Annotated in this window: 23 protein-coding genes; 6 read left to right on the top strand and 17 right to left on the bottom strand. The window is 33.5% G+C overall.

Annotated features, from left to right (window positions below; genetic code table 11):
• Positions 1–6: 6 nt before the first annotated feature.
• The 8 genes from HNV08_RS01345 to pdxA form a co-directional block, all read right to left on the bottom strand.
• Entirely contained in the window at positions 7–1,122 is a 1,116-nt protein-coding gene (locus tag HNV08_RS01345) for an NAD(P)/FAD-dependent oxidoreductase (RefSeq protein WP_173279310.1), read from the bottom strand.
• 65 nt (positions 1,123–1,187) lie between these two features.
• Entirely contained in the window at positions 1,188–3,878 is a 2,691-nt protein-coding gene (locus HNV08_RS01340) for a zinc-dependent metalloprotease (protein WP_173279309.1), read from the bottom strand.
• 146 nt (positions 3,879–4,024) lie between these two features.
• On the bottom strand, positions 4,025–5,377 hold the full coding sequence (accC, locus tag HNV08_RS01335) for an acetyl-CoA carboxylase biotin carboxylase subunit (RefSeq protein WP_173279308.1): 1,353 nt from the start codon (positions 5,375–5,377) through the stop codon (positions 4,025–4,027).
• Positions 5,378–5,466: 89 nt separating this feature from the next.
• Positions 5,467–5,958 (bottom strand): acetyl-CoA carboxylase biotin carboxyl carrier protein, encoded by a 492-nt coding sequence (gene accB / locus HNV08_RS01330; RefSeq protein ID WP_173279307.1) that lies wholly within the window; start codon positions 5,956–5,958, stop codon positions 5,467–5,469.
• Positions 5,959–5,989: 31 nt separating this feature from the next.
• Entirely contained in the window at positions 5,990–6,985 is a 996-nt protein-coding gene (locus HNV08_RS01325; RefSeq protein ID WP_173279306.1) for a beta-ketoacyl-ACP synthase III, read from the bottom strand.
• Positions 6,986–7,162: 177 nt separating this feature from the next.
• Positions 7,163–7,366: a 50S ribosomal protein L32 gene (rpmF, locus tag HNV08_RS01320; protein WP_157364235.1), complete on the bottom strand. Its 204-nt coding sequence runs from the start codon at positions 7,364–7,366 to the stop codon at positions 7,163–7,165.
• An 8-nt stretch (positions 7,367–7,374) separates the two neighbouring features.
• Entirely contained in the window at positions 7,375–7,914 is a 540-nt protein-coding gene (locus HNV08_RS01315) for a YceD family protein (protein ID WP_173279632.1), read from the bottom strand.
• Positions 7,915–7,993: 79 nt separating this feature from the next.
• Positions 7,994–9,034, bottom strand: a complete 1,041-nt coding sequence (pdxA, locus tag HNV08_RS01310; protein ID WP_173279305.1) for a 4-hydroxythreonine-4-phosphate dehydrogenase PdxA — start codon at positions 9,032–9,034, stop codon at positions 7,994–7,996.
• Between the two features lie 131 nt (positions 9,035–9,165).
• On the opposite strand from pdxA, the gene HNV08_RS01305 reads away from it, so the two are divergent.
• Complete coding sequence (locus HNV08_RS01305) at positions 9,166–9,756, top strand: riboflavin synthase (protein ID WP_173279304.1); 591 nt, start codon at positions 9,166–9,168, stop codon at positions 9,754–9,756.
• On the opposite strand, the gene HNV08_RS01300 is transcribed toward HNV08_RS01305, so the two are convergent.
• The 9 genes from HNV08_RS01300 to HNV08_RS01260 form a co-directional block, all read right to left on the bottom strand.
• Positions 9,753–9,953, bottom strand: coding sequence for a PID-CTERM protein-sorting domain-containing protein (locus HNV08_RS01300; protein WP_241697155.1), 201 nt, complete (start codon positions 9,951–9,953; stop codon positions 9,753–9,755). The two genes, HNV08_RS01305 and HNV08_RS01300, sit on opposite strands and share 4 nt — an antisense overlap.
• Before the next feature lie 297 nt (positions 9,954–10,250).
• The gene (locus HNV08_RS01295) at positions 10,251–11,093 is read right to left on the bottom strand and encodes an EcsC family protein (protein WP_173279303.1); all 843 of its coding nucleotides are present in this window, start codon (positions 11,091–11,093) and stop codon (positions 10,251–10,253) included.
• A 224-nt stretch (positions 11,094–11,317) separates the two neighbouring features.
• Entirely contained in the window at positions 11,318–12,586 is a 1,269-nt protein-coding gene (locus HNV08_RS01290) for an alginate export family protein (protein WP_173279302.1), read from the bottom strand.
• Between the two features lie 147 nt (positions 12,587–12,733).
• Positions 12,734–13,564, bottom strand: a complete 831-nt coding sequence (locus tag HNV08_RS01285; protein ID WP_206677678.1) for an ABC transporter ATP-binding protein — start codon at positions 13,562–13,564, stop codon at positions 12,734–12,736.
• A complete protein-coding gene (locus tag HNV08_RS01280; RefSeq protein ID WP_173279301.1) occupies positions 13,561–14,421 on the bottom strand; it encodes an ABC transporter ATP-binding protein in 861 nt (286 codons plus the stop codon). Before HNV08_RS01280 ends, HNV08_RS01285 begins: the two co-directional genes overlap by 4 nt.
• 55 nt (positions 14,422–14,476) lie before the next feature.
• The gene (locus HNV08_RS01275) at positions 14,477–15,583 is read right to left on the bottom strand and encodes an ABC transporter permease (RefSeq protein WP_173279300.1); all 1,107 of its coding nucleotides are present in this window, start codon (positions 15,581–15,583) and stop codon (positions 14,477–14,479) included.
• A 29-nt stretch (positions 15,584–15,612) separates the two neighbouring features.
• The gene (locus tag HNV08_RS01270) at positions 15,613–17,004 is read right to left on the bottom strand and encodes a CmpA/NrtA family ABC transporter substrate-binding protein (protein WP_173279299.1); all 1,392 of its coding nucleotides are present in this window, start codon (positions 17,002–17,004) and stop codon (positions 15,613–15,615) included.
• Positions 17,005–17,243: 239 nt separating this feature from the next.
• The gene (locus tag HNV08_RS01265; protein WP_241697154.1) at positions 17,244–17,882 is read right to left on the bottom strand and encodes a Crp/Fnr family transcriptional regulator; all 639 of its coding nucleotides are present in this window, start codon (positions 17,880–17,882) and stop codon (positions 17,244–17,246) included.
• A gap of 86 nt (positions 17,883–17,968) precedes the next feature.
• Positions 17,969–19,378: an MFS transporter gene (locus HNV08_RS01260; RefSeq protein WP_173279297.1), complete on the bottom strand. Its 1,410-nt coding sequence runs from the start codon at positions 19,376–19,378 to the stop codon at positions 17,969–17,971.
• Positions 19,379–19,833: 455 nt separating this feature from the next.
• On the opposite strand from HNV08_RS01260, the gene nirB reads away from it, so the two are divergent.
• From nirB to HNV08_RS01235, 5 genes are read left to right on the top strand one after another with little or no spacing between them, the layout of a single operon-like run.
• Entirely contained in the window at positions 19,834–22,353 is a 2,520-nt protein-coding gene (gene nirB / locus HNV08_RS01255; RefSeq protein WP_173279296.1) for a nitrite reductase large subunit NirB, read from the top strand.
• A 19-nt stretch (positions 22,354–22,372) separates the two neighbouring features.
• Positions 22,373–22,750, top strand: a complete 378-nt coding sequence (nirD, locus tag HNV08_RS01250; protein WP_173279295.1) for a nitrite reductase small subunit NirD — start codon at positions 22,373–22,375, stop codon at positions 22,748–22,750.
• Positions 22,751–22,780: 30 nt separating this feature from the next.
• Positions 22,781–23,362, top strand: coding sequence for a DUF4202 domain-containing protein (locus HNV08_RS01245; protein ID WP_194241958.1), 582 nt, complete (start codon positions 22,781–22,783; stop codon positions 23,360–23,362).
• A 10-nt stretch (positions 23,363–23,372) separates the two neighbouring features.
• Positions 23,373–25,184 (top strand): sensor histidine kinase, encoded by a 1,812-nt coding sequence (locus tag HNV08_RS01240; RefSeq protein WP_173279294.1) that lies wholly within the window; start codon positions 23,373–23,375, stop codon positions 25,182–25,184.
• Between the two features lie 57 nt (positions 25,185–25,241).
• On the top strand, positions 25,242–25,904 hold the full coding sequence (locus tag HNV08_RS01235) for a response regulator (RefSeq protein ID WP_173279293.1): 663 nt from the start codon (positions 25,242–25,244) through the stop codon (positions 25,902–25,904).
• The last annotated feature ends 83 nt before the right edge of the window (positions 25,905–25,987 follow it).

Genomic DNA, 25,987 nt, shown 5'->3' with positions numbered 1-25,987 from the left:
ACATATCTATTCGATTAAATCTGCTATTTCTTTTCCTATTATACTTCCAACAGCAATGCCCATACCTCCTAATCGTACGCCACAAAACACGTGGTTAGATAGTTGTTGAACAATTGGGTTTTTGTGTTTTCCAACACCCATAATTCCAGACCAACGATGGTCAATTTCAAAATTTGTGGTTGGCAGAATCGTTGTTTTTAATAAGTCTTCAAGCTTATTTTGTATAATTTCTGTTTGCGCAAATGCTGTGGTTTCTTCTGTTTTAAAATCAAGGTGTCGTCCACCACCAAGTAATATTCTATTATCAATGTTTCTAAAGTAATAATAGCCTTCATCTAAATGAAAGGTGCCTTTAATATGTAAATTATCAATAGATTTTGTTATTAGTATTTGTGCTCTTGCTGGTTGCACTTTTTCTATATTAAGGTGCTTTGCAAATCCATTGGTTGCAATACATAAATTCTTGCTTTTGAATTCAAATTGGTTGGTTTTGAGTGTTACTGCGTTTATATCTTCAGAATAGGATTCCAACGTTATGTTATTCAGAATTTTTATGCCCAAAGACTGCACCTTATTTAATAAAGCACTCATCATTTTTCCGGTATCAATCTGCCCTTCAAATGGATTAAAACAATAGTCTGATTTTACATTTTTAAAGCCAAAATCATTGTCTTTAAACGAAAACACATTCGCATTAAAAATGGGAAACAACAATTCATTAATTTCTTTCAGTTGACTTTTACATGTGTCATAAAGTGTATTATCAGATTCTAAAAACAATTCATAACCTCCTAAATTCTGGTAACCAATAGTCTTATCTCCTAAGTTGTCTCGAAGAATTTGTAAGCCTTCAATTCGTTTTTTAATCAGTTGAATAACCTGTTCTTTAGAATGCGTTTGTAAATCATCAATAATCTCACTTATACTACCAAAACAAGCAAAACCAGCATTTTTGGTGCTTGCCCCTTGTGGCAGAATGCCTTTTTCAAGAATTAAAATCTTTGCATTTGGAAAACGTCGCTTTAATTGTAAAGCACAATTTAGACCTACAATGCCACTACCTACAATTGTAAAATCAATGTGTGTTAACCATGTTTTTGTTTCCCAATACGATAAATTCATAATGCCATTTTATTCCATAAAAAAAGCTCCTATAATAAGGAGCTTTTAAAATATACATAATAATTTTATTCTACTATAATTTTCTTAGTCACTTTGTGTGAACCATCAGAAATCATAAGCATATAAACACCTGCTTGCGCGTTATTAAGCTGAATGGTTTCATCAAAACGACCTGTATTACTATAAATCTTATTGTAAATTGAACGGCCTCTTATATCATAAACATCTATTGAAATGGCGTCGCCAGATGTTGGATTAAAGCCAATATTAAATTCTCCATTATTTGGATTAGGATATACACTTAAATTATCTAATTCATTTTCAGAAACACTTAGCACATCTTGACAAAACTCTAATGACCAATTGTTTAAAGTCCCTGTGTCTCCAGTATAGAAATCCACCAAAACAAGAGTCCAGTCTCCACTCATTTCTAAACCATTAAATGTACTCAAAGCATTTTCAGGAGCGGCTAAACCAACTGTAGGCGTTGCACACACAATTGCAGCCTCGCCATCTTTAAATGTTATATCAATACCTTCATAACCCGTTGTATTACAATTTCTATTCCAAATATTAACAAAATTTACGCCGTCTGGATGTTGTAATTGCAATAATAAATCTCCTATATAAGAGTGCGTAATATCTACAGACACTCTTAAATCTGAAATGGTACCAGTGTCAGATACATTGATTGTATTACCAACGGCTGTACCTGCTGAATTGGCTCCTGCACCATCTGGAATAGACAAAGTTAATGCTCCGGAATCATAGGTTGTACAAACGACATCTACACCAATTGCAATGCTATTACTGTTTACATTAAAAAATATTCCATTAGCAGCTTCTACCATAATTCTACAATTGGAAGATGCTACATTAGGCACTGTTATACTTTGAGAGCCATCGTTTGGTGTATTACTAGCTAAAACCGTGTCAAAATTTAATCCACCATCTGTAGATAGTAAAATATTTACATTAGCTTCATTAACTCCGTTAGCCGTTGTTCCGGCAACATCCCAAGTTACGGTCTGTGACGTTCCAACATCCCAAGAAATTCCACTAGAATTTTGTGATGTTACGGTAAAAGGACCTGCTGATGTTGTAACTGTTGCTGTCATATTATCAGAATCTGTTTGGCCACCAACCGCGTCATTATCTCTAACGGTTAACGTAAAGTTTAAGGCTCTATTAACCATTGCTAATTTTTCCCAATCCGTTGAAACTCCTCCAGTTTCAATAATATTTGAAAGCCTTGGTATATAACGAATAGGATTTGAGGTTCCAGCATAACTTCTAACCAGTGGTCCTGTAGTTGTAGTTTCCGTTGGTATACCTGCTGTTCCTAAATCATATTGTTCCCACGTATAGGTTAAAGATGCTGTTCCATCAACATCTGTTGAGGCACTTCCGTCTAATTTATAAGGTGTTCCTTGTGGAATTGTGTAATTTGATCCTGCATTTGCTATAGGTTCTGAATTTCCAGTTGCCGTTCTATTTACAGGGCAAGCACCTGTACTCGTGACATGGTTCCAGATTCTAAAAATACTATTTCGATGAAAATAATCATCACTACCAATTTGTACATTATGAGATCCACAAATACCAGCATATGCCATAATTGTAGAACCACTTCCTGGCTCATAAGCATTTGATGCTGATCTGTTACCTCCAGAACAACTACCAACTGATCCATTAAACGTATGAGGTGCACCAAATTGATGGCCTAACTCATGAGCGACATAATCGATATCAAAAGCATCTCCTGTAGGTTGTGAAATTCCCGTTACTCCTCTGGCTTTATTATTGTTGCTACAGGTTACACCTAAACCAGCTAGCCCACCAGCGCCAGTACTAAAGGTATGACCTATATCATAATTTGCCGAACCAATTGTACTATTAATAACACTTTGACTTTGATTAATTAATAAATTTGTACTATCGTTATCAAAAGGATCCGTAGCATCGTCTGTATAGACTAAACTTGAATTATTAGCAACAAGTGTTAACGTTATAGATAAGTCCCTTTCATAAACTCCATTGACTCTGTTAATTGTAGCAACAATAGCAGACATTGCTCCAGTAACAGTTCCGCCATGGAAGGTTGCATATTCACCTGTACAAGCCACAGCTAATCTATAATTCCTAAGCATGCCATCATTTGCGTTTTTAGCTAATGAAGTCGCGTCGCTATACATACGATCTAAATTAGGGTCATCAATAACACCACATTCAAAATCAACATCTAAAACATTTAAATTACTTCTAGAATATACTGTATATATGGTACCATCAACGGAAAAAGGATCGATAAACTGAGTCCCTTTTGCTGTATTTATTACCATTGCATGTAACCCTTTTTGAGTTATGCTAAATCTAATAATCTCTGAAGGGTTGTCTATCCCTTGTCCTGCATATGTCCTTAAGTTAGGATATTCAGCTTGAAGTGCAGGTTCCATCATGCTTGCTTCAAAAACTCTAAAATTATTTAATTCCCCTTCTGAATTTGGAAAAGAAACAATTGTATTCCCTGGATTTTCTCTATTACCAACGTTTTGGAGAGTGTTCGTTAGGTCTTCTAAACTAAGTTTAAAAAACACCTCATTTTTTAACGAAATTTTTCTAAATACTTTTTCGGCTTGTTGCGCTTTAGTGTCGCTAACCTTAGACCATAAGCCATCTGAACTCTGAGCGCTAGCTGCCATTGAAAGAAACAAAACAAATATAATTGCCGTTTTAATGAAGTAAATTTTTTTCATAATTACATTTTTTTTACAATCCTTAAAGTTAGTTGTATTTATTCGATTATCAAAAATTGCGTTACTTTCATTTTAAGACAAAAATCTACAAACCCTCTAAAATGAGATATAAAAAAACCCAAACTACTAAGTTTGGGTTATTTATATTAATCTTCAGCCGCAACTTTCAGCTTAAAGTCTTCCATAAATTTAGTGGTATAATTACCTGCTAAATAATCTGGATGATCCATTAATTGTCTATGAAAAGGAATAGTGGTTTTTATTCCTTCTATTACAAATTCATCTAATGCACGCTTCATTTTGTTAATAGCTTCTTCTCTAGTTTGAGCTGTAGTAATTAACTTAGCAATCATAGAATCATAATTTGGCGGAATACTATAACCAGCATAGACATGCGTATCTAATCTTACACCATGTCCACCAGGTGCATGTAAAGTAGTAATTCTACCTGGCGAAGGCCTAAAATCATTAAACGGATCTTCTGCGTTTATTCTACACTCAATAGAATGTAATTGTGGTAAATAATTTTTTCCAGAAATTGGCACACCAGCGGCAACAAGTATTTGTTCGCGTATTAAATCAAAATCAATGACTTGCTCGGTAATAGGGTGCTCTACTTGGATACGCGTATTCATTTCCATAAAATAGAAATTTCTATGCTTGTCTACCAAAAACTCAACGGTACCTGCACCTTCATATTTAATAAATTCAGCAGCTTTCACAGCGGCTTTACCCATTTTACTTCTCAACTTATCCGTCATAAACGGAGATGGTACTTCTTCTGTTAGTTTTTGATGACGTCTTTGTATAGAACAATCTCGCTCAGATAAATGACAAGCTTTACCACTTGAATCACCTACAATCTGTATTTCTATATGTCTAGGCTCTTCTATGAGCTTTTCCATATACATATCATCGTTACCAAATGCAGCTTTTGACTCTGATCTTGCAGATTCCCATGCATTCTGTAAATCTTCTGGTTTCCAAACTGCGCGCATTCCTTTTCCACCACCACCAGCAGATGCTTTAAGCATAACAGGGTAACCTGTTTCCTTTGCAATTTTCACACAGTCTTCAAAAGTTTCTATTACGCCATCACTGCCCGGAACACAAGGAACACCTGCCGCTTTCATTGTAGCTTTTGCATTTGCCTTGTCACCCATTTTATCAATCATATCCTCAGAAGCACCAATGAATTTAATGCCATGCTCTTCACAAATTTTTGAAAATTTTGCGTTTTCTGATAAAAATCCATAACCTGGATGAATAGCATCTGCATTGGTAATTTCTGCAGCAGCAATTATATTAGATATTTTTAAATAAGAATCACTACTTGAAGGTGGTCCAATACATACGGCTTCATCAGCAAACTTAACATGAAGACTTTCTGCGTCTGCTGTAGAATATACCGCAACAGTACGGATACCCATTTCTTTACAAGTTCTAATAACTCTAAGAGCTATTTCTCCTCTATTGGCAATTAGTATTTTTTTAAACATGTCTTTATAGTTTAAGAGTTTATTGTTTAGTTGTTTATGTTTAAATATTTATAATTTAAACTTTTAACTTAAACTTCTAAACCTAAAGTTTATGAAGGATCAACTAAAAATAAAGGTTGATCAAATTCTACTGGAGATGAATCATCAACCAAAACTTTTACAATTTTCCCAGAAACTTCTGACTCTATCTCGTTGAATAATTTCATAGCCTCGATAACACAAAGAACATCTCCTTCCTTTATCTCAGTACCAACTTCTACAAAGACTGGTTTGTCTGGCGATGGTTTACGATAGAAAGTACCAATAATTGGTGATTTTATCGTTATATATTTAGAATCATCAGCTGTAGATGAAGCTTCTGTTGGTGTTTTGGCTACCTCCTGAACTGGAGCAGCTTGTTGAACCGGAATATGTTGTTGTTGTAACACAGGAGCAGCTTGCATAGGAACTTGTTGTACAATGGTAGTATCATCTGAACCTGTTCTAATCGTAATTTTAACATCATCCATTTCTAACTTAACTTCACTTGCACCTGATTTGGCTACAAATCTAATTAAGTTTTGTATTTCTTTTATATCCATAATTTTTAGATATTTTTAGTTAGTTAATTATTTAGGAATTATAAGCCCATTTAAAATAAATTGAGCCCCAAGTGAATCCGCCACCAAAAGCAGCAAATATAAGAGTGTCACCTTTTTTTAATTGTGATTCATAATCAAAAAGTAATAAGGGTAATGTAGCAGATGTTGTATTCCCATACTTCTGAATATTCATCATTACCTTATCGTCTTCTAAGTTTATTCTATTAGCAGTAGCGTCTATTATTCTTTTATTGGCTTGATGTGCTGCTAACCATTGAATATCATCATTTTTAAGATCATTTCTTTTCATTATGCGCTCAGCAACATCAGCCATATTAAAAACTGCATTTTTAAAAACTGTTTTACCGTCTTGAAAAATATAATGCTTTCCTTCGTTGAATGTATTCTCGTTTATTGGGTATGAAGAACCTCCATATGTGGCTTGTAGAAAATCTCTTCCTTCGCCATTACTTCTTAGTAGTTCATCTTGCAACCCTAAACCTTCTTCGTTTGGCTCAAACAACACTGCGCCTGCACCATCACCGAAAATTATACAAGTTGCTCTGTCTTTATAGTTAATAAATGAGGAGTTTTTGTCTGCACCTATTAAAAGAATTTTTTTATACCTCCCAGACTCTATATAAGCAGAAGCTGTTGACATGCCGAATAAAAAACTAGAACACGCCGCTTCTAAATCGTAAGCAAAAGCATTAGTGGCACCTATTTGAGTAGCCGTATATGATGCTGTTGCTGCTGCTTTCATATCTGGTGTAGCAGTACATACAATTACCAAATCTATTTCTTTAGGATCTAATCCTTTTTTTTGTATTAGATCTTCAGCTGCCTTAATAGCTAAAAAGGAAGTTCCTTTTCCTTCTTCTTTAAGAATTCTACGTTCTTTAATACCAGTTCTTGTAGTAATCCATTCGTCATTAGTTTCTACCATGGTCTCAAGTTCTTTATTTGTTAAAACAAAGTCTGGTACATAGCCTCCGACTGCTGTAATTGCCGCTGTGATTTTACTCATAGTTAGGATTTAGAAAATTAAAAATATAGAAAATTGACAAATATTGATATGTTTTACTCAATTATTATCAATTTTTGGCAAATAATAGCGCAAAGTAAGTTGTTTTTACGCTATTCAAAAAATAATAACAAAAAAAACGCTCACAATGGAGCGTTTTCTTGTATGCGTGCATAGTAATTATGCTACGTTTTCTTCTTCTACAGATTTGTCTATTAAAATTTGACCTCTGTAATATAATTTACCTTCGTGCCAGTGTGCTCTATGGTATAAGTGTGGCTCACCAGTTGTTGGGCAAGTTGCTATTTGAGGTACAGAAGCTTTATAATGAGTTCTTCTTTTATCTCTTCTTGTTTTCGATATTTTACGCTTTGGATGTGCCATTTTAAATGTTATTTATCCGTTAATAGTTTTTTTAAATTATTCCAACGAGGATCAATATCCTCTGATGATTTTGTTTTGTTGTCCTCTTGTGGACTTAATTCTTCTAATTTTGAAAGTATATCTGACTGCAATGTGCCATCTTCTATACCTGGATGAATTCGCTTTATAGGAACCGCCAAAATAATAAGTTCATAGATATACTGAGCCACATTTATTTCGTATTCTCCATGTGGTACAATTAATATGTCTTCATTATCATTATTGTACTCATTTCCAAACTTAACAACGAGTTTAAAATGGTCGTCAATAGCCTGATTATAAGGTTCGTTTGTTACATCGCAATTAAGATTAATTACCCCTTCCGCCGAAAAATACAACTCCAATAAGGTTGATTTTTTTTCGAATTTAAGGTCAATTTTAACATCAACAGCGTTGAATTCGTCGTATTCAAAATGCTCAAAGAACGTGTTATCAATTTGATAATCAAAATGATGCTCTCCTATTTTTAAACCTACAAAAGGTATTGTATAAGATTTTAATGCCTTCATCATCACTCTCAATTTGAGCCTGCAAATATATAAAATTTTAATTATTTAAAGCCTAGATATCAACAAATTTTGTTTATAACTATCTCGACTGCTTTTTTAACGGGTTTTTACTAAAATGTTTAAAGTCTTTTCTACTTCTAAAAATTTGTTTTGCTGTTTCTACAGCGTGTTTAAATGAACTTTCGTCTGCTATTCCTTTTCCTGCTATTTCATATGCTGTGCCATGGTCTGGTGAAGTTCTTACTTTATCTAAACCTGCCGTATAATTTACACCCTTACCAAAAGCAATGGTTTTAAACGGAATTAGACCTTGATCATGATAAGATGCTATAATGGCATCAAAACTTTTAAACGTATTTGAGCCAAAAAAACTATCTGCAGAATATGGACCGTAAACTAACTTTCCTTCGGATTTTATTAATTCTAATGTTGGTTTTAAAATGGTATCATCTTCATCACCGATAACACCATGATCTCCTGCATGAGGGTTTATTGCCAAGACCGCTATTTTTGGCTTACGGATTCCAAAATCTTGAATAAGCGATTTTGTAACGGTATTAATTTTTTCCTTTATGAGTTCTTTAGTAATGGTTTTACTCGCATCTTTAAGAGGTACATGATCCGTTAATAGACCAACTCTAAGTGTGTTAGAAACCATAAACATTAAACTCTTTCCATTAAGCGCTTTTGCTAAATAGTCGGTGTGACCTGGGAAATTAAACGATTCTGATTGAATATTATGCTTATTTATTGGCGCTGTAACAAGCACATCTATTACATTTTCCTTTAATGCATTTGTGGCCGCCTCTAAGGATTTAATTGCATATTCTCCAATTACTGTACTCTCTTTCCCAAACTCAATCTTCACAGGCTCGTCCCAAACATTTACAACATTAAATTTTCCGATTACAGCTTTTTCCGGAGCATCTATAGTAAAGAAATTAATCTTACTTTTAAAATGATTTTTAAAAAACTGCATTACTTTGCCTGAAGCGAATATCACAGGTGTTGTAAGCTCTAAAGTCCTTGGGTCTTCATATGTTTTAAGAATAATTTCTGGGCCAATACCATTAAGGTCACCTATTGAAATACCTACTTTTACCGATTCAATTTGCTTCATAAAATTTACTAACTAATATTAAAACTGACGTATTGTTAATCTTAAATTGGGTTTTCTGTTATATACAAAGTTTTCTCATAAAATGGCTTTAACTTTGTCGTTGCAAATTTAAACTAAATAAAGTACAATTTATGTTTACAGGAATTATTGAAAATTTAGGCATTATAAGTCAACTAAAAGAAGAAGGAGGAAATCTTCACATTACAGTCAAATCTTCTATTTCTCAAGAATTACAAATAGATCAAAGCGTTGCTCATAATGGTGTTTGTTTAACCGTTATCAATATTGAAGGTGAGCTCTATACTGTAACTGCCATCGAAGAAACTTTAAATAAAACTAATCTAGGATCTCTTTTAAAAGGTGAAGAAGTAAATATTGAACGCGCTATGAAACTTGGTGATCGGTTAGATGGTCATATTGTACAAGGCCACGTAGATCAAACTGCCATTTGCAAAAATATTACAGAAAAGGATGGAAGTTGGGTTTTTACCTTTGAGTACGATCCAACCCTAAATAATGTAACCATAGAAAAAGGTTCTATTACCGTAAATGGTGTTAGTTTAACCGTATTAAACTCTAAAATAAAAGAATTTTCAGTTGCTATAATACCTTATACATATCAAAACACAACGTTTAAATCTTTATCTATAGGAGACCGAGTGAATTTAGAATTTGATGTTATTGGGAAATACGTGAAACGTCTTAATGACTTAAGAGGTTAAGCTTTCTTTTTTGAAGCAATTACCATTTTATACGTACCATATACCAATGCTACTATAAACAATACTAGTATTCCTCCATCAATAGGCAATCCAGGAGGTGGTGGTGGAATTGGAGGCGGAGGCGCAGTACCTTGCGCTATAGATGCGAAACCTAGAAAAAAAACTAAGACTGAGGCTAACATATTTTTGTTTTGCATTCTATTGATTATGGGTGTAAATGTATTAAAAAAAATCAGTTTACAAAATTAATTCAACCAAAAAACATCTTTGAACGGTAAAATTTATCGACGAAATACTTAAAAATTGCATGGTTTTAGGGAAGATACTTACAATTTCACAGTACTGAACGCAAATATAATATTATTTTTTAACCCAAATCATTACTCCTAGTAAATACTTTAGAATAATTCCTTTCTCACTAATTATTTTATACTAAAACTGTAATATTCGTAATTTATTTTAGGCACTTCAAAAAAAGTCTAAACAACTACACTTTATATTTCTATAGTGTTATAAATCTGTTTTATATTATTTTCTCCATATTTTCTTTCTAAACGTCTAATCGTAAAATGTGCTGTAGCCATTTTTTGAAAATGATCCACAAACACATAGTTTAATCCGCCTCCACCTAGTGCTCCGATTAATGGAACGGCCTGCGCCACAAACTTTTCACTAATAAATAAACTTAATCTTGATGCTATATTAGACAAAAAACTTCCTATTGCATTAGACCCTAAAACTCCTGCGCCTTTTGCTAAATTATCTAATGTAACTTTAATACCAGACGCAGACACATTGTTTATTGCTGAATTTAAAGTAAGCCTTGTAGTATAATAACTCGCGTCTAAATCATCATCATTGTTAGATTCGCCGCCTAGCGCAAAAACCTGAAGACATGCCATTTGCCCTTCTAACGTATATATATCCTCGCCTTCACTACGTGCAATATCCATAATTGTTCTCATTAAAAATTTTGTTGTAAGCGTTACTTCTGAAGCAAAAATAGCGGTACCGAAACCTGTAGAAGCACCAAAAAAACCACTAATAGCACCTGTACTAGTAACAATACCTTTATAAGTCTTTTTAGAGGGTTTACTAAATTTTTTATTTTTTTGAATGGTAAGTAAATTAGCTTGAATAATCTTTAACAATACAGATTCTGTTATTTTTTGCACTTTTAACAGTACTTTCTTTGGCACAAACTTTACACCTGTCTCCACTGTATTTCCTACTTTATTAATGTTTCTAATTGCCCAACTTAAATTATGCATACTAGATTTAGCATTGGATAGTAAAATTTTGTCTTCTGGAGAAATTGAAATTGGTATAATAGCCATAATAACGTTTTATTGTATGACGCTAATCTACTGTATTCGTTACAATTCATCACATTACCAATAGAAAAACCTTTCAATTTCTTGAAAGGTTCAACTTAAATCTTGGATTACATTTAAAACATCAATTAGAACAACACTAAGAACTATTATATGGTTAAAATAAGTTTTAAATTAAAATACCATGTGGAATTTTCCAAAACCAGGCGTCCAAGATGTATTCTGATCTAAAGAAATTTTGGTTTAATAACTAGCATAGCCCAAGCCCAATTCTGGCTACCTGCAGCCGCATCTTCCGTAATTCCTTTTAGTTCATACATTCCATCACTAGCAAACATTTGAGAGTAGCCTAAAACCAATGCGTAACCTTTAAATTTTTGTTTAAAAACCAAATCTACCTCAGTACCTAAAGACTTTTCTCCACTTGATAATTCTTGTTCTCCACTAAAATTCAACGCTTTGACTAATAAACTAGACTTTTCTCCTAATTTAAAATTTGCACTAGCATGTATATCAACCAAACCAATAGAATTTGCATGATTACCAACATAGAAATAGTCCATAAAACCATTAAACTTATGATTTGTTCCGTACAATGGGAAGAAAGCTCCAGTTTCACCAGCATCGCCATCATTGCCACTAATCACTTCGACACCTGCTCCAAATGTAACTTTATCAGAAGATTTATAGCTTAAATCTAAACTTAATAAATGAGCACCTTTTACATCGACTTCCCCTTGTCTTTGACCCGTTTGTAAATAGGCATTTGCTGCTACACCAAATTTACCACTATTGTATTTTAAATGTGTTCCTATAGTTTGCAATCCACTTGTACCATCAGCAGTTACACCATCATCTTCATATTCCTGAAATCCATTATTCATTAATAATAAGCTTCCTGAAAACTTAGACCATTTTTTACTTAAATGTAACATCTGCATCGTTTTATAAGAGAAAAATCCTGTAGTATCATATGAAGTTCCCACAGAAACAAAACCTGCCGGATTGCTATAATCTTGATTAAAAGCCAAAGCAAAATCTAACTTAAAACTATCCTTTTTATACTTTAACAATGCGGCATCATGATTACGTCCTTGTTGCGCCCAATCTAATCCACCTAAAATACGTTGATCATCATATGACAAAATTTGACGACCAATTTTAGTAGAAAAGCCTTCTCCTAATTTAATATCTGCCCAAGCTTGAAATACAGCAAACGAATTATTTTGATCGTAAGGTAAAATCTGTCTGTTTTCTCCCCAAACAAGTACATCTTGTAAACTTAAGTAAAAGCTATAAGCGTCAGTTTTAAATCCTGCATTTAACCTAGCTCTAGTTGAAATGCCAAATCCAGCATCTGCATCATCGGCAATAATACTACCAAAGCCATTTCTATATTCTGTACGTGGTCTAAATTCTCCGTCTAGACTAAATTGTGCTTGAGCAAATTGTGCAAACAAAGCCATAAAGCCTATTAAAACATATTGTTTTTTCATGATTCTTGTTTTTAAGTTTGAATTATTTTTTGAGTTTTTAAATATCATTTGTTGGTTGTTTTAGGTTGTAGTTGTCCTGGGCTTATAAAAAATTTCTTTTTTTAAGCCTATTTCAACCACTATAAATTCTTGTTTATTTTTCTCTTTTTAGTGCTCTAAAAAGTCAATTAAGTGCTTTCTGTATTTGTAATAATCATTATGCTCTAAAACGGTTTTTCTCGTTCTAGGTCTTTCAAAATCAATATCTAAAATATCACCTATTTTTGCTTTTGGTCCGCTGGTCATCATCACCACTCTGTCTGCTAAAAAGATAGCTTCATCAACATCGTGCGTAATCATTACGGCTGTAATTTTTTCCTTATTCCAGATTTCAATTAAAATATCTTGCAACTCTCCACGTGTAAGCGAATCTAACATACCAAAAGGTTCATCTAATAATAATACCTTCGGTTTAATAGCAAAAGCCCTTGCGATTCCAACACGTTGTTGCATTCCTTGAGATAAATCTGAAGCTCTTTTATTAAAAGCATCTTCTAAACCTACTTTTTGTAAATAATATTTAGCAATATCATTTCGTTGTGCCTTTGTTGCATGAGGAAAAACCTGGTTTACACCCAATAATACATTTTGTAAGGCCGTCATCCATGGCATTAAACTCGGTGCCTGAAATATAACTCCGCGATCAGGACCTGGTCCTTTTATCTGTTTTCCTAACACCGAAATATGACCTCCAGAAATTGGGTTTAAGCCCGCAATCATAGATAGCATTGTGGTTTTACCGCAACCCGAATGACCAATAATGGTTACAAACTCTTCCTTTTTAATTTGAAGATTTAAATCTTCTAATACGATATAATCACCCTTTGGAGTTGGATAGACTTTTTTTAAATTTTTTAAATCTAACATGACTTCATTTGATGGAAAAAGTCCATTGTCAGTCATAATATTAGATTGATTTGATGTGCTCGTAATACTCATAGAAATTTGTATTTAAACTGATTAACAAAATCTTTTGGGCTTAAATCTGGTAAAATTATTTTTTCATTAGATTCCGATTTTCGTTCTTCACCTATATCCATCAAGTACTCAATAATGGCGTTTCTCGTCTTCTTAAAATTAGCATTATCGTTTAACTCAGTTTTATCCCTTGGACGTTCAATATCTATTTTAAATTCTGGTCCTAAAGTTGCGTTTGGACCTGGACGTAAAGGAATAATACGATCTGCCATATAAATCCCTTCATCAACGTCATTTGTAATTAACAACGCTGTACGCTTATCTTTTCCCCAAATATTTAAAATTTCATCCTGAAGATTTCCACGTGTAAGCGCATCTAAAGCACCTAAAGGCTCGTCCATAATTATCATTTCTGGCTTCATAGCTAAGGCTCTTGCAACTGCTACTCTTTGTCTCATACCACCAGACAATTCTTTTGGTCGTTTGTTTATAGCAGGCGTTAGACTTACCATTTCAACGTAATCTGCAACGATCTCTTGAAGCTCTTTTTTACTTTTTTTTGGAAAAGCTTCCTTTACCGCCATCAGTACATTTTGCCCAACCGTTAACCATGGTAATAAAGAATAATTCTGAAAAATTACACCACGCTCATGACTTGTTCCTAAAACAGGTGCTCCTTTAAATAATACCTCTCCTTTTGTTGGCGTAATTAATCCATTAATTAGATTTACCAACGTTGTTTTTCCACTCCCAGTAAAACCTACAATGGCTACAAATTCACCTTCTTCAATAGATAAGTTAATATTAGATAAAACTTCCGTTTCATTATCGCCATGACCGTACGATTTATATATATTATTTAGTTCTAAATATGCCATTTTATCTGGTGTTGAATTCTAAATTTCTATTATACTTATGCGCTATTACAACTGTTTATATAGCTTCTGTTTTATCAAAAGACACCCAATTTTGTATGGTAAGCATTAATCGATCTAGCAAAAATCCTATTATACCAATAACAAACATGGCTACTATTATTTTAGCGTTAGAATCATTTGCGCCATTTTGAAATTCTTCCCAAACAAACAACCCTAAACCAGGACTTTGAGCCAATAATTCAATAGCAATTAAAACCATCCATGCCACAGACAATGTGATTTTTAAACCGGTAAAAATTAGCGGTAAAGAAGATGGTAAAACCACTTTAAATATTTTCTGAAAAGATCCTAATTTTAATACTTTAGCGACATTTATATAATCTTTATCCACAGAAGAAACTCCCATTGCCGTATTAACAAGTGTAGCCCACATAGAACATAAACCAACACTTATAAACGATATTGTAAAAGAACTATCTTCATTAGAGTCTATTAATAAAGTTTTTACAATCATAAATACTAGCAAATACCAAACTACTGGAGAAACAGGTTTAAAAATCTGTATAAACCAATTAAACGAACTTTTTAAAGTTGGACTAAGTCCTATAAATATACCTAATGGAACCGCGATTATTAAAGCCAATAAAAATCCTGCAAAAACAGTTTTTAAACTTCTAAAAATTTGATCAACAAATGAAGGTCTGCCTGTATACGTGATGGCTTCTAATCCATCTTCAATACGTTTTTCATTAAGAGCAGCCGTTTTTTCTTTAAAAGCTGCTTTATCAGCCGCAATAATATTATGATCTTTTAATAACGATTTATAGGAATCCCAAACTTGAGCAGGTGAAGGCAATGTATTTGGCTTACAACTAATGTCACCAGAAGCAATACAAGCTTTCATTGCATCAGCAGCTGATTGACCTTGATCTGTTAACGCTTTTTGAATTTTAAAATTTGCCTCCTTTTCATAGAGTGCTTTTGCACCCATATGCCATAAACCAATGAACAATAGAATAGAAGCTATTGGAACAATTGTTTTTCTAAGAAAACTCTTAAAGTCTTCTTTTCCTAATTTTCCTGTAAATAAATCCTTTAATGTACCAAACATACCTAATCCCATAAATTTAGTTACCTTACTTAATGTTACACTTTGCCTCATGTCTAACGGTTTAATGATTCAATAAAAGCTTATTGCGCTACTTTATCTTTATTTCCTATTTTAAAACTATTTATATATGAAATAGGATCCTTTGCATCATATATAGTTCCATCTATAAAATCTGTCGTGGCTGGCTTATAACCATCTGTTTCTGGAACATCTGTTGCTGGTATATTGCCTTCTTCAACTAAAAGTGCTGCCGCTTGTTTCCATATATCTGGTCTATAAATATCTTTTATAGTATTAGCATACCAATCTGCTGGTTTAGACTCCGGAATTTGTCCCCATCGTCTCATTTGAGTTAAAAACCAAATACCATCAGAATAGAATGGATATGTCGCATTGTATTTGTAAAATACATTGAAATCTGGCATATCTCTTTTATCTCCTTTTTCGAACTCAAAAGTCCCTGTCATTGAATTCGCTAAAACCGCTTCATCTGCTCCAACATACTGAGACATTGATAAAATCTTTACCGCTTCTGCTCTATTACTTGGCTCATCTAACCATTTTCCGGCTCTAATTAATGCTTTTGTAACTGCTATGGCTGTATTAGGGTTTTCTTCAACAAACTTCTCTGTCATTACAAATACTTTTTCAGGATTATTTTTCCAGATATCATAATTGGTAACTACAGGTACTCCAATACCTTTAAATACGGCTTGCTGATTCCAAGGTTCTCCTACACAATAACCAAAAATAGTACCTGCTTCTAACGTTGCTGGCATTTGTGGTGGTGGCGTTACGGATAATAATACCTCAGCATCGATTTGCCCTTGCACATTATCAGCTGTATACATTCCTGGATGAATACCTGCCGCTGCTAACCAATATCTAATTTCATAATTATGCGTAGATACAGGAAAAACCATACCCATTTTAAATGCTTTTCCATCTGTTTTATATTGATCAATAACTGGTTTTAAAGCTTCTGCTTTTATAGGGTGAATGGGCTTACCATCAGAATCTTTAGGAACATTAGGTTTCATTTTAGACCATACATCATTAGAAACCGTAATTCCGTTTCCGTTTAAATCCATTGAAAATGTTGTTACTAATTTGGCTTGACGACCAAAACCTGCACCTGCTGCAATTGGTTGGCCAGCCAACATATGAGAACCATCTAATTGACCATCAATGACACGATCTAATACATTTTTCCAGTTGGATTGTGCCTCAACAGAAACAAACAAGCCTTCGTCTTCAAAAAATCCCTTTTCTTTTGCAATGGCTAAAGGTGCCATATCTGTTAATTTTATAAAACCAAACGTTAATTGTGGTTTTTCAATTTCTAAACTTTTTGTTTTAGAAGTCGTTTCTGCTTCTTTTTCTACCGTTTCCTTTTTATCATTTCCTCCACAAGCAAATAATAAAATTGCCATCGATAAAATAAGCGTAGATTTTGATAATAATGTTTTCATGTTAAGTTTGTTTTTTAATTAAACTAAGTACTAATACTTATTTTTAACAAATATATAAGGGCTATTTTAAATAAGATGTGATATATACATGAACAATATCCATTTTTACTACATTAATAAAGCTGCTAAAAAACATAAAAAAACCATAAAACACTGATTAAATACATCTTATAAACGCAAAAAAAATACTTAGACAAATCGCTTCGCCTAAGTATTTACATTACTAGTTTATTTATTGTTTAGCTATTTAAAAAATAATTGTGTTCTGATATTTCTTTTTGAAGTTGACCAACATCTACAATTCCAATTCTTTTTCCTTGAGTAAAGATTAAGTCTTCTTTCTTTAAAGCAGATAAAGTTCTAGTCACTTGCTCATCCGTTGTCCCAGCAAAAGCCGCTATTTCTTTTCTGCTCAATACCAAATCTAGCATTCCTTTATAATTAGATCCAAATTTTCTATTCACATACAGCAAAGTGTCTATTACTTTTTCTCTTACGGTCATCTGGGCAATCGCTTTAACTTTAGATTCAGTAATATTTAATTCGTAAGCATAAAACAACATTAAATCATACGTTAATTTAGGGATTTCAGTAAGCATTTTTTTTAATGTTTCATCCGTAAAATTGCATAAAACACTATTTTCTAGCGCAACAGCACTAATAGAGTATTTTTCTCTTACCCCAAATCCTCGGTGGCCAATTATTTCTCCATTAGTCACAAAACGTAATATTTGCTCTTTGCCATAAATACCCGTTTTTAACACCTTTGCTTTTCCGTTATACATAAAAAATAAGCCGTTAGTAGGTGCACCTTCCATTACAAACTGCTGTCCTTTTTTACATGCAATAACATTTCTATCTTCCTTAAAGTTAGACATAACTTTAGAAGATAGGTTTTTCTTAATCAAACAATTTTGATTAGCACACGTATGACAATTTGCAGTAGACAAAACCATTAAACTATTTAATTTGAAACAGGTATTATATTAACATCTGCGGCCACATTCTTTTCTGCTTCGTGAGAAAATTTAATCGTTAACGCCAACAACGCAGTACAAATAATAACGATTCCAATCACAAAAAAACCACCAGCCACTGCCGCTGAAGATGCTGACGCCTGAGCTGCTTCTACAACTGATTGTGCCTGTCCAATATTAGACGAAATCGCAAGTTCCTCAGCTAAAGAAGATTTTGACTTAAGCAATATTGCAGCTAAAAACGCGCCTACATTTCCGCCAGCTCCAACAATACCAGATATAGAACCTATCGCCTTCTTATTAATAAATGGCACTACAGAAAACGTTGCACCTTCAGCCATTTGAACACTTAGACTAAAAGCTATTAAAAACACAATAGCCAATGGCAAATAGGTTATACTAGAAAAAGTACACAACACAACACCTTCAATAAAAAGGATCAACACCAAGAACAGCACTCTTCCGCGCAATCCTTTTAATTTTCCAAATTTATCGCCTAGTGCTCCACCCAAGGTTCGGGCAAAAATATTCATTAATGCAAACGACAAAACAATATTACCAGCTGTCGCTCTATTTAATTGAAACGTATTCTGTAAATAATCATCCATTGTTCCGTAGACTGTTAATTCAATTCCAAAACTTGCAGCGTAAACTAAAAAAAGAATCCAAACTCTATAATCTTTTAAAACTTCTGCAAAACCAACTTGATCCTTTTTGGTTTGAAGCATGATCCCTTGCGCTTTGAGCTCCTTAAAATTTCCGTTAGGTGTATCTTTAGTGAAGACGTAATAAACAATTCCCATGATAAAACAAATGACCCCAGCAATAATCATAGAATACCGCCAAGCATTTGCCTCAGTTGCAATACCAAAACTTACCACAGCAGCCGCAATAATTGGCATACCCAAACGATTTGCGCCACCACCTAAATTTCCCCAACCTGCAGACGTTGCATTCGCTGTTCCTACAATATTTGAAGAAAACATAAGGGTTGTATGCACTTGAGTAATAACAAATGAAGCCCCTATAAAACCAATAAAGAGCCTACAAATTAAAAACTGTAATGGCGTCTGAACAAATCCTATTAGTATAACAGGAATTGCACCTAAAATCAACAACCACGTATAACACAACCTTGGACCAAACTTATCACACAGTTTACCAATAAGTAAACGCGCAAACACAGTTCCAGACACAGCCAAAATAATGGAATTCCACTTCTGCCCAGGCGTTAAACTTAAGTCTTTAACGACATCTGGCATGAATGGCACAATACCAAACCAGGAAAAAAAGCATAAGAAAAATGCAATCGAAGTAATCCAAAAGGTTTTAATCGAAACATTACTGAGTTGAAACAATGCTAATTTTTCAGCCTTTTCATTTTGTAGATTATTCATAATTTCTTCTTTTGAACAACCAAATTTATGAATCTACGTATTTATACGCAATTTTATAATCACAAAACTAAGTATTATGATTGGTTTTTATGTGATTGACTAAAAGACCACCACTTAAATCACAATAATTCAATAAAGCGCACTTAATTTTATTGGTATCACATTTTGCTTTTTCTCAACGATATTTTTTTAAAACCAACAATCAATCAAATAGCGAAACCCTTTTAAATAAAGAGCAAAACTGATTTTTATACAATCAGAGTTAACACAACTCAATTACACAGACTGTGAATTTTGAAAATTTAAAGCCCCTTTTACTCTCATATTATAATTTAAAAGTTGAATAAATTAATTATTCGCAAAAATACGTACACAAACAAGACTATTTAAGTACTTTATTTAAATTATTACGTATTTATACTTATTTTTGAGTTCAATATATAAATTTAAGTTTTATGAAAACCATAATTGTTATTGGAAATGGAATGGTTGGTTACAAGTTTTGCGAAAAATTTATAGCCAAAAACAACCAAAGCGATTTTAAAATTATTGTTTTTGGTGAAGAACCAAGACCTGCTTACGATCGTGTTCATTTAAGTGAATTTTTTGAAAACCAGGATGCCAAAGCTTTAGAAATGGCACCCAAATCATGGTATGAAGATAACGGTATTGAATTAATTACACATACACGTATTACCGATATTCACAGAACCCAAAAAACAATTACAAGTGTTGACGAAAAAGTATATTCCTATGATTACTTAGTTTTAGCTACAGGATCTTCAGCTTTTGTTCCGCCAATAAAAGGCGTAGAGAAAAAAGGAGTTTTTGTATATAGAACCATTGAGGATTTAGAAGGTATGCTTGCTTACGCTTCACAGCTAAAAAAGAAAAACCCAAATGCAAGAGCAGCTGTGCTTGGTGGCGGATTATTAGGCCTAGAAGCTGGAAAAGCCGTTATGGATATGGGATTAGAACCACATATCGTAGAATTTGCCCCAAAATTAATGCCAAGACAATTAGACTCTAGAAGCAGCCAGGTGCTACAATTAAAACTAGAATCTATTGGTTTAAATATTCACTTAAGCAAAGCGACTAATCAAATTTTAGGAAACGATGGCTATATCACAGGTATGGAATTTGGCGAAGATGATGTACTAAATGTAGAAATGTTAATTATATCTGCAGGTATTAGACCTAGAGATGAATTAGGTAGAACTTGCGATTTAGAAATGGGCGTACGAGGTGGTATCGTGGTAAATAACAAAATGCAAACTTCAGACCCAAACATATACGCTATAGGAGAAGTAGCTCTCTACAACCATATGATTTACGGCTTAGTGGCACCTGGATATGACATGGCAGATGTTGCTGCCAATCAGATTTTAGGCCAAACAGAATCTTTAATGTCAGACGAGATAGACATGTCTACAAAGCTAAAACTAATTGGTGTCGATGTTGCTAGTTTTGGCGAACCTTTTATGCCTGCATCAAAAGGACATTCTATCATATTTGAAAACAAAACACAACATTTATACAAACGCATCAACGTAAGTCTTGATGGAAAATCACTTCTTGGTGGTATTTTAGTTGGTGATGCTACAGACTACAATATGCTGCATCAAATTTACTTAAATGGCATGGCAATTCCTGAAGACCCAGCGCAGCTCATACTTCCTGCCAGTGAAGGTGGAGCCTCCTTTGGCGATGTTACTGATTTGCCAGATGAAGCACAAGTCTGTTCTTGTGAAAGCGTCACTAAAGGCCAAATATGTAGTACCATAGAAAACGGAGAAGCCACAGATGTTACAGGTGTTATAAGTTGCACAAAAGCTGGTACTGGATGTGGTGGCTGTAAACCTATGGTTACAGACCTCACTAACGCAACTTTAAAAGCATTAGGCATTGAAGTTAAAGAAGGGGTTTGCGAACACTTTGATTTAAGCAGGCAAGACCTTTACAAAATCATTCAAGTAAAAGGCTATACTACATTTAACGAAGTGATAGACAACCATGGCAATGGTGGTCACGGTTGTGAACTATGCAAACCATTAGTGGCATCATTAATGGCTTCTATTAATGCAGATACTGCCAACAAAGAGTATGCTATACAAGACTCTAATGATAGGTTTTTAGCAAACATTCAGCGTAACGGAACCTATTCGGTAGTACCTAGAGTTCCAGGAGGAGAGATTACTCCAGACAAACTTATTGCTCTAGGAAAAATTGCTAAAAAATATGATTTATACACTAAAGTCACTGGTGGTGTACGAATAGATTTATTTGGAGCAACACTACAACAATTACCATTAATATGGAAAGAACTTATTAGTCATGGATTTGAAAGTGGTCATGCCTATGGTAAATCGCTACGTACCGTAAAAACATGCGTTGGATCAACTTGGTGTCGTTACGGCATGGACGAAAGTGTTTCATTCGGTATTGAACTAGAAAACCGATATCGTGGCATACGTGCGCCACACAAAATTAAAGGTGGTGTCTCCGGATGTATTAGAGAATGTGCAGAAGCACGCGGAAAAGATTTTGGACTAATTGCTGTTGAAGGAGGTTGGAATCTCTACCTAGGAGGCAATGGAGGAGCAACGCCAAGACACGCAGAATTATTTGCAGAACAAATAGACAATGAAACCGTAATAAAATATCTAGACAGATATCTTATGTTCTACATGAGAACCGCAAAACCTCTACAAAGAACAGCCGCTTGGCAAGAACGATTAGAAGGCGGATTAGACTACCTAAAAGACGTTATTATTGAAGATAAATTAGGTATTGTAGACGATCTAGAAAATGAAATGCAAACCCTAGTCAATAAGTTTGAATGCGAATGGACACAGGCCGTTAATGACCCAGAAATGATGAAACGTTTTAACCACTTTGTCAATAGTGAGGAGGAAGATGACAACCTGGTGTTTGTGCCAATGCGCGATCAAAAAATGCCTGAACCTTGGAAGTAAAAATAAAACCTAAAACATTATGGAAGACATTCTAAATAAATATACAACCACAGAATTAGACAATGTAAAAGTTTGGTTTAAAGCAGCTTTAGTTAGTGATTTCCCTGTAGATGGAGGAGCTTGTGTAAAATACAAAGACAAGCAAATTGCAGTATTTAACTTTAATAGAACCCAAACATGGTACGCCTGTCAAAACCTTTGTCCTCATAAATTAGAAATGGTATTGTCTCGCGGAATGATAGGAGATCAAGGAGGCATTCCTAAAGTAGCTTGTCCAATGCACAAAAAAACATTCTCTTTAAAAACAGGAGAAAACCTTAATGGTAATTTAGAAGCTATAGCAACTTACCCTGTGAAAATTGAAAATAACATTGTGTATATTGGATTTTCTGAATAGATTTAGAAAATACTTTTAAACACTTTAATTTTGAAAACCAAATTTAACCAAGCCATTGCAATTATAGACCAAAAAAATTCTGAAGATCCAAATACCGTAGTATTTGAAACTACTGAATTTCCCAAAGAACTCCTATATTCTCAACGAATGACAACTAAGCTTTTGGACTTAAAGCCAAATGCGTCTGAAGAACTTAAAATTGCCGTAAGAGCACAACACATATGTCGTTGGGCTATTCAACGAAAAGCTTATCCAATGGATAAAATAGGGTATTTTAATTGGAGAAACGATCTTAAAAAAATGCATGCAGACGTTACAGAAAAGATTTTAGAAGAGGTTGGTTATTCAAAAGAATTCATCGATCGTGTGTCATTTTTAATTACAAAAAAACGCTTAAAAAAAGATGCAGATACCCAAACTTTAGAAGACGTTGCTTGTGTTGTTTTTTTGGATTATTATCTAGATGATTTTATAGCAAAACACACTGACGAAAAAATTATAGACATTCTTCAAAAAACATGGAAAAAAATGTCTCCTAAAGGTCAAGAAACAGCCTTAAAGTTACAATTATCACCTCGTGCATTAGCACTTGTAACAAAGGCTTTAGAATAAAAACACAACAATGACAGCTAATGTAAGCTCATTAGACAACCGTACGTTTAATAAACTTAAACGATTATACATTTTTGCCCTCAGCGCAATAGCAATTTCTGTCATCATTAGTCAGCTTTTTGTAAGAATTTATTTAGATGACCAACAAAGTGATTCTACCGTAATCAATGTTGCTGGTAGACAACGCATGTTAAGTCAAAAAATTACCAAAGAGATGCTATTAATCTCTACTCAAAGTAATACGCAACATAAAATTGACTTAAAAAACCAATTAAAAGTTACCCTAAATTTATGGAAAACATCACATATTGGCCTTCAAAATGGTAATGATAGCATAAAACTTCCTGGTGAAAATAGCGAAACCATCGTATTAATGTTTAAGACCATTTCACCATATTATCAATCTATTCTTACCGCAGCAAACACAGTAATTAAAAGCATAGAATCCCATCCGAAAACCGCTTCCAATTTATTAAAAAATCAAACTAAAATAGTTGAAGAAAACGAAGGTAAATTTCTTCAACTAATGGATAAAATTGTCAACCAATATAATATTGAAGCTAATGCAAAAGTAGAACGCTTACGCAATTTAGAACTATTATTAATGCTCATATCACTAACCGTTTTGTTAGCAGAATTTATTTTTATTTTTTGGCCTTCTGCTAAGTTTGTAAAAACTACAATAAAACGTCTATTAAAATCCGAAACAGCTGCTCTAAAAATTGCTCGTGATGCTGATATTCTACGAGAGAAAAATGAGAATTCAGTTAAAGAACTTCGTAAATTAAACGAGGTCATGGACCAAACTCTTTTATTTGCTAGAATAAATTCTAATGGTTCCATTATACATATTGGAGATAAATTTTCTAAACTTTTTAAAATACCACATTTTAAAGAGGGCTTAAAATTTTCTGAAGTACTATCCATACACCAACGCGAACAAGAAGTTATTGACAATCTTCTAGCGCAACACAGTAAACTAGGATGGCAAGGTGAAGTAAAAGCAACCAAAAAAGACAACACTAGTATTTGGTTAGAAATGTATATTATTCCGTTTTATGGAATTAATGAAAAATCCGAATTTTTAATAATTTCCTCAGATATTACTAAAAGAAAAAGTGCACAGTTAGAAGTCGAAAAACTTTCTAATGAACGTTACGAGGAGAAAATGAACCAACAAAAAATAATCGCTAGTAAGATAATTGAAAACCAAGAAAAAGAACAAAATAGAATTGCTAAAGATATACATGATGGTATAGGGCAAATGCTCACAGGCTTAAAGTTTAACTTAGAGAGCATTAACCCTAAAGAAGTAGAAAAAACAAATGTAAAAGTTGAATATCTTAAAGAATTATCATCTAACATTATCCAAGGTGTTAGAACAGCTACATTTAACCTTGCTCCACCAGAATTGGGTGACTACGGAATAATACCTGCGTTAACCAAACTAACACAAGAACTCAATAAGTTTACAAATAAAAAAATTGAATTCTACAACAAAACCGACTTTGATCAACGCTTAGACTCATTAGTAGAAATAAATATTTACAGAATAACCCAAGAAGCTATTAATAACGCTATTAAATACGCACAATCCAGTCATATCATTGTAACGTTATCACATAGCCAAAATATACTAAGCATTACCATAGATGACAATGGTGTTGGGTTTGATATTAACAACAATAAAAATAAATCGAAAGAATCTGGTGGTATGGGAATGATGTTTATGAAAGAACGTATATCCTATATTAATGGACGGTTTTTTGTAGACTCGTCTCCAGAAAACGGCACACGGATTACCTTAAACATACCCATATAAAAATTAGGTAAAATTACTTAAAAATTCTATTTTTGATATTCAAAATACTACGTAGTAATGAATAGCCTAAATATAGTTCTTGTTGATGATCATGTCCTTGTAAGAGATGGAATTAAGGCCCTTTTAGAAGAAGAAAAAGGCGTTACGGTCATAGATGAAGCTTCCAATGGACTCGAAGCTTTAGATATCTTAAAAAAACAAAAACCTAATTTACTTATTGTTGATATACGAATGCCGTTAATGAATGGTATTGAAGTTGTAAAAGAAGTCAAAAAGAATTATCCAGATATAAAAACTCTGGTCCTTTCCATGCACGACTCCGAAGAATATGTTCTCAATGCTATTGAAGCAGGAGCAGACGGCTATTTATTAAAAGGAGCAAGTAAAGAAGAATTTTTAAAAGCTTTGCACAACATCGCTTCTGGCGGTAAATATTTTACTGGTGACATCTCTGCAATTATCATTAACAATCTTACCAATAAAACCATCAAATCTGAAGCTTCTAAAACGAAGCTAGATGAGAATCCTTACCAATTAACCAAAAGAGAAAAACAAATTCTTAAACTTGTATTAAAAGGAAACAGTAATAAAGACATTGCTTCGGAACTAGATGTAAGTAAACGAACTGCAGAAGTGCATCGGTTTAACCTCATGAAAAAATTAAAAGTAAAGAACCTCATTGAACTCTCTAATAAAGCGGCAGAATTTAATTTCGAATAAGCCCAAAGTCTTCATTTAATAAATTAATAAGCACTTTTTTTATTGTATCCCTAAAAAATCATGTCCTCATTAACATATTAATA

The organism is Winogradskyella eckloniae, assembly GCF_013249045.1.
Taxonomy (GTDB): Bacteria; Bacteroidota; Bacteroidia; order Flavobacteriales; family Flavobacteriaceae; genus Winogradskyella; species Winogradskyella eckloniae.
The sequence above is the reverse complement of the archived record's forward strand: the minus strand, read 5'-3'. Positions and strand labels throughout refer to the sequence as shown.

Excerpts from the sequence above, each read along its gene's own strand:
- HNV08_RS01275 (WP_173279300.1), bottom strand. The coding sequence starts at position 15,583 with ATGAGGCAAAGTGTAACATTAAGTAAGGTAACTAAATTTATGGGATTA.
- HNV08_RS01315 (WP_173279632.1), bottom strand. The coding sequence starts at position 7,914 with ATGAAGGCATTAAAATCTTATACAATACCTTTTGTAGGTTTAAAAATA.
- nirB (WP_173279296.1), top strand. The coding sequence starts at position 19,834 with ATGAAAACCATAATTGTTATTGGAAATGGAATGGTTGGTTACAAGTTT.
- HNV08_RS01260 (WP_173279297.1), bottom strand. The coding sequence starts at position 19,378 with ATGAATAATCTACAAAATGAAAAGGCTGAAAAATTAGCATTGTTTCAA.
- HNV08_RS01295 (WP_173279303.1), bottom strand. The coding sequence starts at position 11,093 with ATGGCTATTATACCAATTTCAATTTCTCCAGAAGACAAAATTTTACTA.
- HNV08_RS01325 (WP_173279306.1), bottom strand. The coding sequence starts at position 6,985 with ATGAGTAAAATCACAGCGGCAATTACAGCAGTCGGAGGCTATGTACCA.
- HNV08_RS01240 (WP_173279294.1), top strand. The coding sequence starts at position 23,373 with ATGACAGCTAATGTAAGCTCATTAGACAACCGTACGTTTAATAAACTT.
- pdxA (WP_173279305.1), bottom strand. The coding sequence starts at position 9,034 with ATGAAGCAAATTGAATCGGTAAAAGTAGGTATTTCAATAGGTGACCTT.
- HNV08_RS01305 (WP_173279304.1), top strand. The coding sequence starts at position 9,166 with ATGTTTACAGGAATTATTGAAAATTTAGGCATTATAAGTCAACTAAAA.
- rpmF (WP_157364235.1), bottom strand. The coding sequence starts at position 7,366 with ATGGCACATCCAAAGCGTAAAATATCGAAAACAAGAAGAGATAAAAGA.
- HNV08_RS01300 (WP_241697155.1), bottom strand. The coding sequence starts at position 9,953 with ATGCAAAACAAAAATATGTTAGCCTCAGTCTTAGTTTTTTTTCTAGGT.
- HNV08_RS01345 (WP_173279310.1), bottom strand. The coding sequence starts at position 1,122 with ATGAATTTATCGTATTGGGAAACAAAAACATGGTTAACACACATTGAT.
- HNV08_RS01285 (WP_206677678.1), bottom strand. The coding sequence starts at position 13,564 with ATGAGTATTACGAGCACATCAAATCAATCTAATATTATGACTGACAAT.
- HNV08_RS01290 (WP_173279302.1), bottom strand. The coding sequence starts at position 12,586 with ATGAAAAAACAATATGTTTTAATAGGCTTTATGGCTTTGTTTGCACAA.
- HNV08_RS01270 (WP_173279299.1), bottom strand. The coding sequence starts at position 17,004 with ATGAAAACATTATTATCAAAATCTACGCTTATTTTATCGATGGCAATT.
- HNV08_RS01280 (WP_173279301.1), bottom strand. The coding sequence starts at position 14,421 with ATGGCATATTTAGAACTAAATAATATATATAAATCGTACGGTCATGGC.
- HNV08_RS01235 (WP_173279293.1), top strand. The coding sequence starts at position 25,242 with ATGAATAGCCTAAATATAGTTCTTGTTGATGATCATGTCCTTGTAAGA.
- HNV08_RS01265 (WP_241697154.1), bottom strand. The coding sequence starts at position 17,882 with ATGTCTAACTTTAAGGAAGATAGAAATGTTATTGCATGTAAAAAAGGA.
- accC (WP_173279308.1), bottom strand. The coding sequence starts at position 5,377 with ATGTTTAAAAAAATACTAATTGCCAATAGAGGAGAAATAGCTCTTAGA.
- nirD (WP_173279295.1), top strand. The coding sequence starts at position 22,373 with ATGGAAGACATTCTAAATAAATATACAACCACAGAATTAGACAATGTA.
- HNV08_RS01340 (WP_173279309.1), bottom strand. The coding sequence starts at position 3,878 with ATGAAAAAAATTTACTTCATTAAAACGGCAATTATATTTGTTTTGTTT.
- accB (WP_173279307.1), bottom strand. The coding sequence starts at position 5,958 with ATGGATATAAAAGAAATACAAAACTTAATTAGATTTGTAGCCAAATCA.